Source organism: Deminuibacter soli (assembly GCF_003412455.1).
GTDB classification, from domain to species: domain Bacteria; phylum Bacteroidota; class Bacteroidia; order Chitinophagales; family Chitinophagaceae; genus Deminuibacter; species Deminuibacter soli.
The window spans coordinates 81477-94767 of sequence record NZ_QTJU01000007.1 but is presented as its reverse complement, the minus strand read 5'-3'; the positions used below and the strand labels follow the sequence as shown (position 1 = coordinate 94767).

Here is a 13291-nt window from a genome sequence, read left to right as displayed (position 1 = left end):
CACGTTTTTTGTTTAAATTGCCCGCGATTAGATAGGCGATTACACATAGTAAACTACACAATACATTTGACCGTTCGTTGTACAACCCGGGTTGCCGCATAAACAAACCGGCAAAAGGCTTCAAACAGCAGCATCCCCTGCCTGTTCATTTCGCTAAATGGCAACTATTGCATAGTTTAGTGAACCACAATACTAATTCCCCAGGGGGCTATTGATTTTTTACCTACTGTATTCGCCCCATTGCAACTTATTGGAATACGCAAAACCTTACCTGAAGCAGCATGTACCTGATACATGGCTATGCCGTTATTGTACCTGCTGGTTTATACGATTACTATGAACGAGAAAATTCTGATTGTTGAAGACGAATTTATTGTGGCAAACGATTTACGGCTCATCGTGGAAAAAGCCGGTTATACCTGCTGCGGCACTGCCGATTCTGTAGCTGCAGCACTGGAACTCATCAGCAAGCATAAACCCACACTGGTATTACTGGATATTTTTTTAAAAGGAGATTTAACCGGCATCGATCTGGCCCGCAGGCTCTCCGAAGAAAACATTGCTTTCGTTTACTTATCTGCCAATTCAAACCAGGATATCCTGGAAGCTGCCAGGGCCACACAGCCCTATGGTTTTCTTATCAAGCCCTTCCGTCAAAAAGATGTGCTGGTTACCCTCGATATTGCCCGCTACCGTCACGAGCATAGCCTCGAAGCCAGGCTGAGAAGGGAAAATGCCCTGCAGCAAGTGTTTGCACAGATTGCCGATGCACCGGGTGATATGGAAGAAAAACTCCTGAAAATTACCACCGCCCTGCAGCCCTACATTCCGTTTGAATATGTATATATGGATATGTTTAAGGAAGGGCTGCTGCTGGATAAAGGTTTCAGCTTTCTGCGAACAGGCTTTGATACCTACGAATCAATTGATGCAGCAGGATTACTGGAAATCACCGGCCTGTCGATGAAACAGGTAAAAGAAATGCTGAAAGGATATGCACCATGTTCTGACCTCACCTTTTTTAACAACGACGATTTTACGCGGCACCTGCATAACCTGCCGCTGAAAAAACAGCTGGCCCATACACTGCAGCTGAAATCAAACCTTACCCTGCCGGTGAAACTGCCCGATCAGCGCCCGTTCCATTGCTGCTTCTTCAGCCGCAAGCCGGATGCCTATACAGCCGATTGCATCGATATGTTTAACAGGCTGATGCCTTCGCTGATAGCAACGTTTAACCAGATACTGAAAGCAACAGCAGCTGTGCAGAAAAAAAACGCAGCCGGCAAACCGGATAATATTGCAGCATTCGAGGGCATCATCGGCAATAACCACCGCCTGCTGAGTGTACTTGATCATTTAACACAGGTGGCCCCGCTCGATACTGTTGTGCTGATACTCGGTGAAAGCGGTACCGGCAAGGAACAAATTGTCAATGCCATTCACCAGCTATCACCCAGGCGTAACGCACCCCTGGTAAAAATAAACTGTGCCGCGTTGCCTGCTGCGCTGATTGAATCGGAATTATTCGGTCATGAAAAAGGCGCCTTTACCGGTGCTTATGAAAAGCGCATCGGTAAATTTGAACAGGCGGCTGACGGTACTATTTTTCTTGATGAAATTGGTGAAATGCCTGTTGAGCTGCAGGTGAAACTGCTGCGTGTATTGCAGGAAAAGGAAATAGAACGACTGGGTGGTGCTGCCCCTATTAAGGTAAACGTGCGCATTATTGCAGCCACTAACCGCAACCTGGAGAAGGAAGTTGCAGAAGGCCGCTTCAGGCTTGATCTGTATTACCGGCTCAATGTATTCCCTGTACAGCTGCCGCCATTGCGCGACCGGCTGGACGATGTGCCTGCGCTGGTGAATCACTTTATAAAAGTCTTCAGCAAAAAAACCGGCCGCAACATTACCGGCATCAGCGAGCAGGCCCTGCAGCGCATGATGCATTACCACTGGCCCGGCAATATCCGCGAGCTGGAACATTTTACCGAACGCAGCATGCTGTTGTGCAAAGGCTCTATTATTACCGACGTGCAGCTGCCGGAAAGCGAAGGCTTTAAACCCAGCACCAGTCTTGCCGGCAACGACCGTATTAAAACCATTGAAGAAAACGAACGCGATCACATACTGGCTGTATTGCAGAAATGCGCAGGCCGCATATGGGGTGAAGGTGGTGCAGCTGAAATGCTCAACATCTCTCCCACCACCCTCAGTTCTAAAATGAAGCGGCTGGGGATTAAAAAAGAAGATGTAAAGTAACGCTGCGCAAAACGCGTAAGCTGTACCAGTTCAACGGCCTGTCAGCAAAGCGTATTTTCCCGGCAAAGAAAAAAAGGGAACCTGGTATCCGGTACATCCACTAACATTCTTCAACCGCCAGGCTCCCTTTCAACCTACTGCATCAACTGTATAACCAACGAACTGCTAAAACCAGGTATTGTTACGCCAGCACCGGAAGCACGTTTTCGATTTCCGCGCGCAGGGGTTCATATTGCTCGGGTAAATGAAGATAGCTGCCAAGCCTTGTTACAGGCTCGTCTGCATCAAAACCGGGGTTATCGGTTGCCAGTTCAAACACCAGTCCGCCCGGCTCACGGAAGTACAACGAATAGAAATAATGATTGTCAATTTTTTCGGAGACACACAAACCTGCTGACAGCATTTTTTCCCTGCAGGCCATTAGCGCAGCCTCATCTTTTACACGGAAAGCAATATGGCAATTCATATTGTCGGCACCGGGTGTATCCTGCAGCCGGCTGCTATCTACCAGGTCTATTACAGCCGCATGACTGGCCGCCTGGGCACGATACCTGCACCGGCTTCCCTGCCTGCCTTCCGGTGTATAATTCAGCAAGCCAGTTAACAAGCCCGCAACGCGTGCGGGATGCTGCACTGCAAGTGTTACATCATTCAGCCCTTTAATGCCATTTTCACCTGTAATATCACCATACTCCCAGGGCGAACGTTTGTCTTTTTTGCCGGCAGCCACCAGGTTTATCTGCAAACCGTCCGGGTCGTAACACCACAAATAAGGCATGCCAAAACGCATACCGCCATCACCATGCCGAATGCCATGCTGTTTAAACCGTTTTATCCAGAAAGCAAAACTCCCTGCCGGAACAGCAAATCCTATTTCACCGGCCATAGCACTGCCCTGCGGCGGCGGCTGAAGCCCTTCCCACGGAAAAAAGCTCAGCACCGTACCTGCACCGCCCTGTTTATTGCCATAAAACAGGTGATATGCACCAGGGTCATCTGTATGCACCGTCTTCTTCACAAGACGCAGCCCCAGCACCTTTGTATAAAAATGATAATTGTGCTGCACATTGGCCGTTACGCCAGTAATATGATGAAGCCCCGGGATGGAAATATTGCTCATGTGTTACCATTGTCTTCGCTATGTAAACATTACCACAAATCAGCACCGAAGTAAAACGCATTGATGCCATCGAGTATTTCAGCATCGGTCACTGCCTCCTGCACCGGCAATTTGCCGGAGGGTTGCGTTTGCTTAATCAGTTGCAGTCTTCCATGAAAAAGTACATCCTCCTCTACCTGCGAAGCGCCTGCATTACCCGGCATATCACTAATGCCGTCAAATTCTTCGCGGTTGATTTTACCGCTCACAGAAACACCGGTCTTTTTTTTCCTGTCTGCATCCATACAAAATTGTTCAAAGAAAATGTTTACCACCAATGGACGAACTGTTTTATTGATCGTTAACACACCATGCAACCTGCCTTCTTTTTCAGCCCCTTCATAACAGTTGCCTGAAAACAGCATATTGCCTTCGGCGGGATAACTGGTTGGTATTGTATTAAAGTGCGGAATACGCTGGCCTGCCTCTTTTGCCTGCAGGTCAAATTTCTTGATATAACCGGCAGAGGATTGATTTACCGCTAACTGAACCTGGCTGTTAGCCGCATTTGGTTGCCAATTGATCGGTGCCATTAATCAAAAAATTTTTGTTATTAATGATAGGTGCTGTTGCCATCGGGTAAACAGCAGCAGAAGCTCAACATTACAAAACTAAATCACTAAAACTGCATGCACAATTGACAAGATGTGGAAATTGATGTACATATCATCGTAATTTTTTCAGCAAAAACCGTCATCCTTCATAATCACCCACACTACGTATAATGCAGCAGCAGCAAGCGTTACAGCACATACACCAACAACATAAAAACAATAGTCTACCCCAATAAAGGGTATCCGTATTTGTATTTATGCCACTATTTGTTGTACGCACTGGCACTGCGTGTAAAATATTCCAGCACGCTTTCAGCAGTTTTCCGGTTTTAAGCAACTGTACTGCACACAAGTGAAAACAATGCGCATTTGTACGCAATGATTAACGAAACAAAACATGCAGCATCCTGTTGAAGAAACCGCCCTATGACTTCTTACAGGCATTCCTGCAACGGCAGTTGAAACAGGTATGATTATCTTATTATAGCCAAATAGCTTGCCATTCAATTAATTAGCTGGAAATCAACAAACAACGGGATTTATACAACTGTAAAAAATGACGACATTTCGTCTTTTAACGATGGGCATTATCATTTTTTCGCTGTTTGTTAAGGGGCAATTGACAGGCTGACAGCCGTCGCTTTTTGTCAGTCCCCCTGCCGGGATAAGCGGAAAACCTGGTTTAACAATTCCGGAAATAATTATTTTTTCGTGTTTGACTGACATTTAAAATTCCGTTGTAAGCATTTACAGGAAAGCACTTACCGCTTTTTTGTAAATAAAAGCATTGTCATGCACGCTCAATATGTTAACATCATTTAACCATTCATTTACTGTTTAGGCATGCTTGTTGAAACTTTACCTACAAAACACAGCATATGAAAACGAGAACTGAAACATTCGAATTAATGATCGATGGCAACAAAACCACAGTTAAAGCAACAGCGTTTAAAACTCCCAGTAATGACGCACGTTTCAGGGTGAGCATTAATGAAAGCCCTATTCATATATTTTCGTTCGACGAAAAACTACAACGCTTTACAGACATAGAGGCAGGTGCCAAGGCAGAACCTATACCCGCTACTATTGAAAAAGCTGTTGGTGAGCAGTTATACCATTTACAACAAAGTATTGCAGCCTAACGGCACATATTCCATCTTGATATAGGAACAGCAGGTCTTCACCTGCTGTTTTTTTGTGTATATATTTCCCAATGAGGATAAAACTACTGCAGGCAACCGGTAGCCGGTTATTTCCGTATGTACCAGGCATGAAACGTGTACTGCATTTACTGGCCGGGCGTTTGTACAGACCGCTGTTACTGAAATACCTGTCTGTAACCAGAACTTACACTTACAAAGGCATTAGCCTGCTGGTGCCCCCCGAGGTATTTCACCCCGCATTCTTTTTCAGTACCCGGCTATTGCTGCATTATATCAGCTGCCTTCAGCTTGAAGGCAACACGTTTCTGGAGCTGGGCGCTGGCAGCGGACTTATCGCGTTAAGTGCGGCGCGTAAAAAAGCATTGGTAACAGCTACTGATATTAACCCGGTGGCCATCACCTTCCTGCAAAAGAACAGCGTAGCCAACAGGCTTCCGCTGCAAATCATCCATTCCGATTTGTTTGAGCATATCCCGCAACAGCAGTTCGACATCATTGCCATTAACCCGCCCTATTACAAAAAGCAACCGCAGACCTTTGCAGAACATGCCTGGTTTTGCGGTGAAAACGGCGAATACTTTCAGCGGCTGTTTTCTGTACTGCCACAATACATGCACGCACAGTCTACCGTGCTCATGATTTTAAGCGATGGTTGTGATATTGAACTGATCGAACGCATCGCAAACACCAATAACTGCACATTACAGCGCGTATTCACCAGGCAATACCTGATGGAACAAAATTTCATTTTCAAAATAGAATCCGGCTCTTCCCGGGGGCAGGCATAGAAATCCAGGCAATTGTTATCATTTTGCAATAATTCCCGCAATTATTTTGAATATGACCGTTCGGTCATATATCTTTGCACTGTAAATAATTTCTCATGTCAAAAGGTGAAGAAACAAAACAGCTGATCATTGAACGTGCTGCACCGGTTTTTAATACCCGGGGAATAGCTGCAACGGCAATGAGTGACATTATGGAAGTTACCAAGCTATCCAAGGGAAGCCTGTATGTTCATTTTACTGACAAAGACAACCTGGCCGCTTCCGTGGTTGATTACAGCCTTTCGCAGCTTTCCAAAAAAGTAATGACCGCTGTAAACCGGCACAGTAATGCGAAAGACCGGCTTTTTGCCTATATCGATGTACTGGGCAATCCCCTGCAGCCCCTGGTAGCCGGCGGCTGCCCGATGATGAATTTTGGCGTGGAAGCAGATGACACCAACCAGGCAATCAGGGAAAAAGTAAGCAGGCTGGTTAAACAAAGCCAGAAAACCATTGCAGGCATTATACACAAGGGCATCGAAGAAGGTGTTTTTAAACCGGATTGGGAATACAAGGAATTTGCTACAATGCTTTTCGCCATGATAGAAGGCGGTATTATGATAAGCCGTATTACCGGTAACGACAGTGCCATGAAAACAATTAAACGCAATCTGAAGAATATGATTACAGCACAATTGCTGTAATCTTTTTTTTGCCTCATATATGACCGATCGGTCATATTAAACAACCGAATAACAGTCACAAAACTAAACACGATAATATGAAAAAGCAGAAAGTATGGTTTATCACCGCGCCTCTACACCGGCCATTAATATCATCACTTGTTTCTAACACAAATAAAACAACAGCAAAATGAACATCATTAACAAAACAGTACTGATCACCGGCGGCGGTTCCGGTATCGGCTTCCAGACAGCAAAACTTTTGTCAGAAAAAGGCAATACCGTTATCATCACCGGCAGAAACGAACAAACATTGCAGAGCGCTGTGAAACGGTTACAGCACACCAGTTATATTGTTTGTGATATTACCAGCGAAAAAGACCTGCAACGCCTGGCAGATACCATTGCCACACAACACCAATCGCTCGATGTGCTGATCAACAATGCAGGCAGCGCCTATAAGTATGATTTGCTGAATGACACAGACGTTGCAGCCAAAGCAACACAGGAAATAGGCACCAACTATATTGCAGCTATTGGTTTAACACATGCGCTGCTGCCGTTATTGCGCAAGGCACCGGAAGCAGCCATTGTGAATGTTACCTCCATCGTGGCCTTCGTTCCGTCTGCCAGTATCCCTACCTATTCAGCCAGCAAAGCTGCACTGCATTTCTACAGCCAAACACTGCGTCATGTACTTGCTGCTGATACCAATGTAAAAGTATTTGAACTGATGCCCCCGCTGGTAAATACAGACTTTTCAAAAGAGATCGGCGGCGCCAACGGCATTCCTCCTGAAGCAGTAGCGCAGGCTTTGTGGGAAGGTTTTGCAACAAACAACTATGAAATTCATGTGGGCGATACGGCCAATATCCGCCAGCTGTTTTTCGCTGCCCCGGATGAAGCATTCAAAGCCATGAACCAGGCATAAATACCCGCAGCAACTGCTGTGTTTATATAAAAAAGCACGTTCCGGCAACAGAACGTGCTTTCTGCACGATACCCGGAAGGCAGCAATCCTGCTCATTTTTGGCATTTTCTCCCCTGCAAATAGACGCTTACCCCCTCCCCCTTTTCAGTAAAATTGCAGCAACTTTGCCTTGTTCAATACCACCAAAGCTATCACCCGGAAATATGCTGCATATGAAAACAATCTTCTTACAAATTCTTTTACTCCTCTTTATCGGCAATATACTTAACGCACAGCCTGTAAAGCCCGCCACCAGTGGTTATGCGCCTATTAACGGACTTAAAATGTATTATGAAACTTACGGTGAAGGCAGTCCTATTGTACTGCTGCACGGCAGTTTCATGAATATACAGGCCAACTTCGGTGAAATAATCCCGGCGCTGTCCAAAACACACAAAGTAATTGCGCTGGAATTACAAGGTCATGGAAGAACGGCAGACATCAGCCGCCCGCTCTCTTTCCCTGCACTGGCCGGCGATGTAGCTGCTTTGCTGGCCTATTTAAAGGTAGACAGTGCAGCAGTACTGGGTTACAGCCTGGGCGCCACTATTGCGCTTGAATTAACCCTGCAGCATCCCAAACTGGTAACCAGGCTGGTGTTTATTTCCTCCGCCTACAATTCAGATGGCTGGATACAACCGGTGCGTGATGCATTTGCCATGATGAGCACTGATATGATCAGCCAATCGCCATTAAAAGGAATGTATAACCAGCTGGCACCCGATACAGCGCACTGGAAAATCTTTGTGACCAATATGCTCAATTTCAACAAAACGCCGTTTGACCTGGGTATTGACCGGATTAAAAAAATCAAAGCCCCCCTGCTCATTATTAAAGGTGACAACGACGGCATTGACTATGCACATATCGCATCATTGTATGCAGCCTGCGGCGGTAATGTATTCGCCGACATGGCAGGCTTACCCAAATCGCAGCTGGCCGTTTTACCCGGCGCATCACACGTTGGTGTGATGATGCAGACGGAACGGCTTATCAATATTATTGTACCTTTTGTTCAATAAACTATCGTTCATTGAGCTTCTAACTCAAACGGCCTGTGACAGCAATAGATTGTCACAGGCCGTTGTTTTGTATAAAGACTTACGTTATTAATCCCAGTTAAACGATACCTCACGGTTGTTCAAACGCCATTTCGAGGGCCATTGGCTGGTCATCCAGTCCAGCGGTTCGCCGGTAGGTTGCACTTTGGCAGCCTGTGCAAATGCTGTTTGCAGTGCAGCTTTCTTTTCTGCGTCGAGAATACCCAGCTCAGCTGAAACAAATAAAGGCGCGCCGCTTTCTGCCAGCAATTGCAGCCATTGCTTGTTTTTCTCCCAGGGCACATCTTTGGTTAGCCCCACACAATCACCATCTGCTGCATAAAAGGTATTGTGATGCGGCAAGCGGAAGCCCAGTGTATTAACACCCATTTTACGTGTTCTTGCCCATTCCTTGCCGCTGGTATCATCACCGGTGCGGTTTAGTTCAAACAAACCGGCAGAGAGGTGGCTAAGCGTGTTGCAGCCTATAATGTACATATCACCCGCAGCCTCGCGGATAGAACGGTACAGGTGACCGATGATCTCTGCATTGGTTTTGGACTGATCATAGAATTTCCAGCCGGGCACGGTAAAATTATCTGTCATCTGCATGCCCCATTTGCCAAAAATATCCCAGGTGCTGTAATCATGTTTTACCATCTCGTATCCCCATTCACGGTACACCTGCATGTTGTGTTTAACGCGCTCAATGGTTTCGGGTACGGTGGGGTCTAATATCGGTTGTTTAGCATCATTGCGTCCTTTAATGGTTGGCGCAAGCAGGCTGGGCTTGTCGGTTAAACGTGCAATCAGCGGCCTTGTCCACAAACCCGGGCGCATGCCCAGCGATTTGATTTCATTGGCCGATGCATGCATATCGGGGAATTTCTCATTTGACTTTGCAAAATCATCCGGCTGCTCCCAGCCATCATCAATCACCGAGAAAGGTTTATTGTCACTTACCGGCATCAGCTGCGCCATAAAGGCCGTTTGCTCCCTGATGCTTTTGGCGGAGTTGTTGCCATATACCACATACCAGTCGTTAATACCATACACCGGCTGTTTGGGCAGGCGTGGTGCGGCACACATGATTTTACAGAAACGCGTGGCCGTTGCATAGGGATTTTCGTTCGCTGTACTTAGTGTTGTCACTATATCAGCCGCATGCAGGGTACGTTTACCGAGCTGCACACCCACACCACCTGAAAGCGTATTCATGGTTAACGCAAGACTACCCTGTTTTACCGACCACCAGCAGATAGATGCAGCACCTGTTTTTACACCAAAGCAGGCGGTTTGCCTGTCATCGTGCAGCAATGCGTACCAGGGATGCTTAGCGTCAGCATCGGGCGCTTTCCAGCCAAGGTCGCCATAACTGCGCTCCCAGTGATCGCCCAGCACTTTGGTATACCCGGCAGTATCATATTTCCATACTAAACGCACACCCTGCAATGCGATGCCGGGCGCCTGCACATATACGGCCTTTGCATCAGCATTGGTTTTAATTTCAACACGTATACCCTGCCCGGTAAAAACAGTACCGTTGCTACCGGTAAGTTGCATCCACTGATCGTTTACCTGCGCCCAGGCTTCATCGGGGTAATTGATGAGCGGGGTTTCATAAGCAGCCGCATGCGCCAGCCTGCTATACATCACTGCTACTGTTGCAGTGCCTGTGAGTTTGATAAAGTCTCTTCTTTGCATTGACGGCAATTTATAGATAATATCTTACATATCAGGCGGCGCACACTGCTAAGAAAGTTTAGCAAATAAAAAAGGACAAAACAGTTGTTCCGCTGCTTTGCCCCTTTAGGTTTGGGCTATACTGTAGGGATTAACAGAGCCAGGTTATAGTCTGGGGGAACTACCTATCGTTTCAGAATAGTAAATGTTGTACGCCTGTTCAGCTTTCTTCCTTCGGGATTATCGCTGCCATCAGCATTGGTGTTGGGTGCAACAGGCATGGTAGCGCCATAACCCTTTGCGGTAATGCGCGACGCATCGATGCCCTTGCTCACAATATAGTCCACACATTTCTGGGCACGTGCAAGTGACAGGCGCAGGTTATACGCTTCACTACCCTTGCCATCTGTATGGCCACTGATCTGAATCACCATGTTTTGGTTCTGGTTCAGCATGTCTATCAGCTTATTCAAAGAAACCTCGGAACCATCGAGCAGTTCTGCTTTATCGTAGGCATAGTAAACATTATCCAGTGTTTTGGTTTCTGCGGTATCAGGCACAGGCGCTGCCACAACAACCGGCTCCTGTACAGGTGGCGCAGGCCTTTCCGGTGCAGGCAGTTTGCGGCTAATCCTGAACAGTTCCAGGCAACAGGCAGCAGCCCTGTCAGAGCTAAGCCATACTTCCTGCAGCAGGTCTTCGCTGTTACCTCTTGCAGTAAGATAGATATCATCTTTAACAGAGTTCACCGGGTAACCCATGTTTTCCGGCGCAGCAAAATGACCGATTTCTCCCGTAGTGCTGAACAAATCAAAGCCACCCATACCTACCCTGCCGTTGCTTGCAAACACCAGTGTTCCGGATGCAGCATAATAAAAAGGCGCCTGTTCATCATCTGCGGTGTTGATAAGTGAACCGGCATTCACCGGTGTGCCGGTTTTCCCGGTTTCATCTACCGGTGCGTACCAGATATCGTAACCACCTTCGCCACCGGGTTTATTGCTTGAGAACAACAGGTAATGCCCGTCACGCGTAATAAAGGGCTGCTGCGCGCTGAAACCGGGCTGGTTGATATCGGCAGGCAGTGCTACAGGATCGCTCCATTTACCGCCCTGTTTACTGGCCATATACAATGCAGCATTGCGGGTACCGGTTGCATTCCACCTGGTAAAATACATGGTAGTCCCATTGGCTGAAACTGTTGCCACACCTTGTTCAAAGGCTTTGCTCTGCGCAATGGCCGGTGCAGTGATGGCTGCAGCATTGCCATTGGCAAACTGTACCTGGTATAATTTATTGGTATGATGTGCGGCGGCCGTACTATCCTGCGGGCGGGTACTGGTGAACAGCAAGGTAGTGGAATCAACCCATACCGGCGCATAGTTGGCACCCGGGCTGGTTAACACATCTGTTGCAGGCTGTACGGTAAAATATTGCAGCCCTGGTTTGCTTAACTCCTGTTGTATAAACTGCAGGTTCCTGATCTCCCGTTCTGCGGTGGTTTTGTAAGCATCATGGTTGGCATACACAGAAATAAATGCCGTAAATGCCGTAGATGCTTCCTCATATTTGCCCAGCGCACGCAATTGTTCTGCCAGGTGAAACATGGCCAGCGGAAACTGTGCAGTGTTTGCTTCCAGCAATTTTTTATAGGCATCTGCTGCTTTTGAAGGATAGTGCAGCATGCGGTAACTCTCTGCCAGCTGCCACTGTGCTTTTTCCTTACTGGTAGCAGCCTTGTCTTTCTTAACGTTAGGCAGCTGCGGTTTGTAGGGGTCGTACTCCGCACCACCTGTTGCGCCATGTTTGTCGTTGCCGAGGTATTTTTCATAATACGCAGCTGCTGATGCATAGTCGGCCTTTACAAAGTAATCGTTACCGGCCTTCAGGTAATCGTACACAAATTGTGCGTGCACCAGGTGTGTTGCAAGACCAAGCAACATAAGTAGTGAAATTATTTTCTTCATATTGATTAACATAAAGGATGGTTATTACAAACGCGGACATACAAAATCCACCGGCTGCGACTTGGCGGCTCTTTTACCGATAATGGTGAGTGATATTTCAAAGCTGTTGGCAGCACCTGCCATTTTATTCAGGTCAGAATTATTGATATCATAACTCGCACCCAGCGCCCAGCCTTTGTGTGTAAAGCCGATAAAAGGCGATAAGGCGTCTTTAAAGCGGTAGTTGGCGCCCAGCATCATACTCAGGTCTTCGTTTACCTTATATTGCCCGTAAGCGCCGATCATTTTTTCAGTTGCCGTACGCTGTTTCAGGTACAGGGCATTGGGGGTAATGCTGAATACGTCTGACAAGGCAAGCCGTACACCGCCATGCAGGGTATAACGGATCGGGAATTTTTCCGTACCTGATGCGCTGAATTTATCATCAGACTGCGGCAGATGCGAGAACGATACACCGCCAAATATATTGGCCTTTTTACCGGGTGTTGCATCAAAATACATGATACCTGCACCTGCATCAAATGCCAGTGCAGAAGTACGGTTGAGTATTACATTGGAGTTGTCGCCATTAAAACCGGTAACCGGGTTCCACTGCGAACCAAAGGTGAGTTTGTTGCGATCGAAATGACGCTGTATTAAACCGAACTGCAAACCCAGGTATACACGCTGTGAGCCATCCCTGCCAAAGCGTATGCCTGTGTATGCCACATTACCGTAAGCCGTAGTATACGCATAACCGCCATTGCCTGCTGTTTGCTTTAACACACTTACACCGCCGTTGATACTTTTCTCCGTGGTAAACTCGCCCGATGCGCCGATGGTGGAAAAAGGCGTACCCACATTACCCCACTGGTTCCGGTAGATGGCAGATGCACGGTAAGCGCCGTCAAACGTACCGGTAAGCGCCGGGTTTAACCACGCCGGGTATATGTAATATTGGGAAAAATGCGGATCAACCTGCGCCTGTAACCTGCCTGCACACAGCACCAGCAGCAGCAACACATAACATTTGTAGTTATTTCTCATGACAGAAAGTTTTATAA

At 47.1% G+C, this 13291-nt stretch carries 11 protein-coding genes; 6 read left to right on the top strand and 5 right to left on the bottom strand.

Annotated elements, in window-relative coordinates; genetic code table 11:
• Positions 1-336: 336 nt before the first annotated feature.
• Complete coding sequence (locus DXN05_RS17515) at positions 337-2262, top strand: sigma 54-interacting transcriptional regulator (protein WP_116848750.1); 1926 nt, start codon at positions 337-339, stop codon at positions 2260-2262.
• A gap of 181 nt (positions 2263-2443) precedes the next feature.
• On the opposite strand, the gene DXN05_RS17510 is transcribed toward DXN05_RS17515, so the two are convergent.
• Complete coding sequence (locus DXN05_RS17510) at positions 2444-3382, bottom strand: VOC family protein (protein WP_116848575.1); 939 nt, start codon at positions 3380-3382, stop codon at positions 2444-2446.
• A 29-nt stretch (positions 3383-3411) separates the two neighbouring features.
• Positions 3412-3954: a YceI family protein gene (locus tag DXN05_RS17505; RefSeq protein WP_116848574.1), complete on the bottom strand. Its 543-nt coding sequence runs from the start codon at positions 3952-3954 to the stop codon at positions 3412-3414.
• An 899-nt stretch (positions 3955-4853) separates the two neighbouring features.
• Between DXN05_RS17505 and DXN05_RS17500 the strand changes: the two genes are divergently transcribed.
• From DXN05_RS17500 to DXN05_RS17480, 5 genes are all read left to right on the top strand, one after another.
• On the top strand, positions 4854-5117 hold the full coding sequence (locus DXN05_RS17500) for a hypothetical protein (protein ID WP_147313968.1): 264 nt from the start codon (positions 4854-4856) through the stop codon (positions 5115-5117).
• Between the two features lie 71 nt (positions 5118-5188).
• Positions 5189-5926: a methyltransferase gene (locus DXN05_RS17495; protein ID WP_116848572.1), complete on the top strand. Its 738-nt coding sequence runs from the start codon at positions 5189-5191 to the stop codon at positions 5924-5926.
• Between the two features lie 95 nt (positions 5927-6021).
• The gene (locus tag DXN05_RS17490) at positions 6022-6609 is read left to right on the top strand and encodes a TetR/AcrR family transcriptional regulator (protein ID WP_116848571.1); all 588 of its coding nucleotides are present in this window, start codon (positions 6022-6024) and stop codon (positions 6607-6609) included.
• Positions 6610-6778: 169 nt separating this feature from the next.
• Entirely contained in the window at positions 6779-7519 is a 741-nt protein-coding gene (locus DXN05_RS17485) for an SDR family oxidoreductase (protein WP_116848570.1), read from the top strand.
• A 212-nt stretch (positions 7520-7731) separates the two neighbouring features.
• Positions 7732-8580 carry an alpha/beta fold hydrolase gene (locus DXN05_RS17480; protein WP_211330091.1) on the top strand — a complete coding sequence of 283 codons (849 nt, stop codon included), beginning with the start codon at positions 7732-7734 and terminating at the stop codon, positions 8578-8580.
• Between the two features lie 87 nt (positions 8581-8667).
• Here DXN05_RS17480 and DXN05_RS17475 read toward each other — a convergent pair whose 3' ends face one another.
• From DXN05_RS17475 to DXN05_RS17465, 3 genes are all read right to left on the bottom strand, one after another.
• Complete coding sequence (locus DXN05_RS17475) at positions 8668-10302, bottom strand: alpha-amylase family protein (protein ID WP_147313967.1); 1635 nt, start codon at positions 10300-10302, stop codon at positions 8668-8670.
• Between the two features lie 164 nt (positions 10303-10466).
• Entirely contained in the window at positions 10467-12248 is a 1782-nt protein-coding gene (locus DXN05_RS17470; protein ID WP_158559297.1) for an OmpA family protein, read from the bottom strand.
• A 24-nt stretch (positions 12249-12272) separates the two neighbouring features.
• On the bottom strand, positions 12273-13274 hold the full coding sequence (locus DXN05_RS17465; protein ID WP_116848567.1) for a PorP/SprF family type IX secretion system membrane protein: 1002 nt from the start codon (positions 13272-13274) through the stop codon (positions 12273-12275).
• Between the last annotated feature and the right edge of the window lie 17 nt (positions 13275-13291).

Bases quoted from the DNA above. Each gene is read 5' to 3' on its own strand.
- DXN05_RS17515 (WP_116848750.1), top strand. From the start codon at position 337: ATGAACGAGAAAATTCTGATTGTTGAAGACGAATTTATTGTGGCAAAC.
- DXN05_RS17510 (WP_116848575.1), bottom strand. From the start codon at position 3,382: ATGAGCAATATTTCCATCCCGGGGCTTCATCATATTACTGGCGTAACG.
- DXN05_RS17505 (WP_116848574.1), bottom strand. From the start codon at position 3,954: ATGGCACCGATCAATTGGCAACCAAATGCGGCTAACAGCCAGGTTCAG.
- DXN05_RS17500 (WP_147313968.1), top strand. From the start codon at position 4,854: ATGAAAACGAGAACTGAAACATTCGAATTAATGATCGATGGCAACAAA.
- DXN05_RS17495 (WP_116848572.1), top strand. From the start codon at position 5,189: ATGAGGATAAAACTACTGCAGGCAACCGGTAGCCGGTTATTTCCGTAT.
- DXN05_RS17490 (WP_116848571.1), top strand. From the start codon at position 6,022: ATGTCAAAAGGTGAAGAAACAAAACAGCTGATCATTGAACGTGCTGCA.
- DXN05_RS17485 (WP_116848570.1), top strand. From the start codon at position 6,779: ATGAACATCATTAACAAAACAGTACTGATCACCGGCGGCGGTTCCGGT.
- DXN05_RS17480 (WP_211330091.1), top strand. From the start codon at position 7,732: ATGAAAACAATCTTCTTACAAATTCTTTTACTCCTCTTTATCGGCAAT.
- DXN05_RS17475 (WP_147313967.1), bottom strand. From the start codon at position 10,302: ATGCAAAGAAGAGACTTTATCAAACTCACAGGCACTGCAACAGTAGCA.
- DXN05_RS17470 (WP_158559297.1), bottom strand. From the start codon at position 12,248: ATGAAGAAAATAATTTCACTACTTATGTTGCTTGGTCTTGCAACACAC.
- DXN05_RS17465 (WP_116848567.1), bottom strand. From the start codon at position 13,274: ATGAGAAATAACTACAAATGTTATGTGTTGCTGCTGCTGGTGCTGTGT.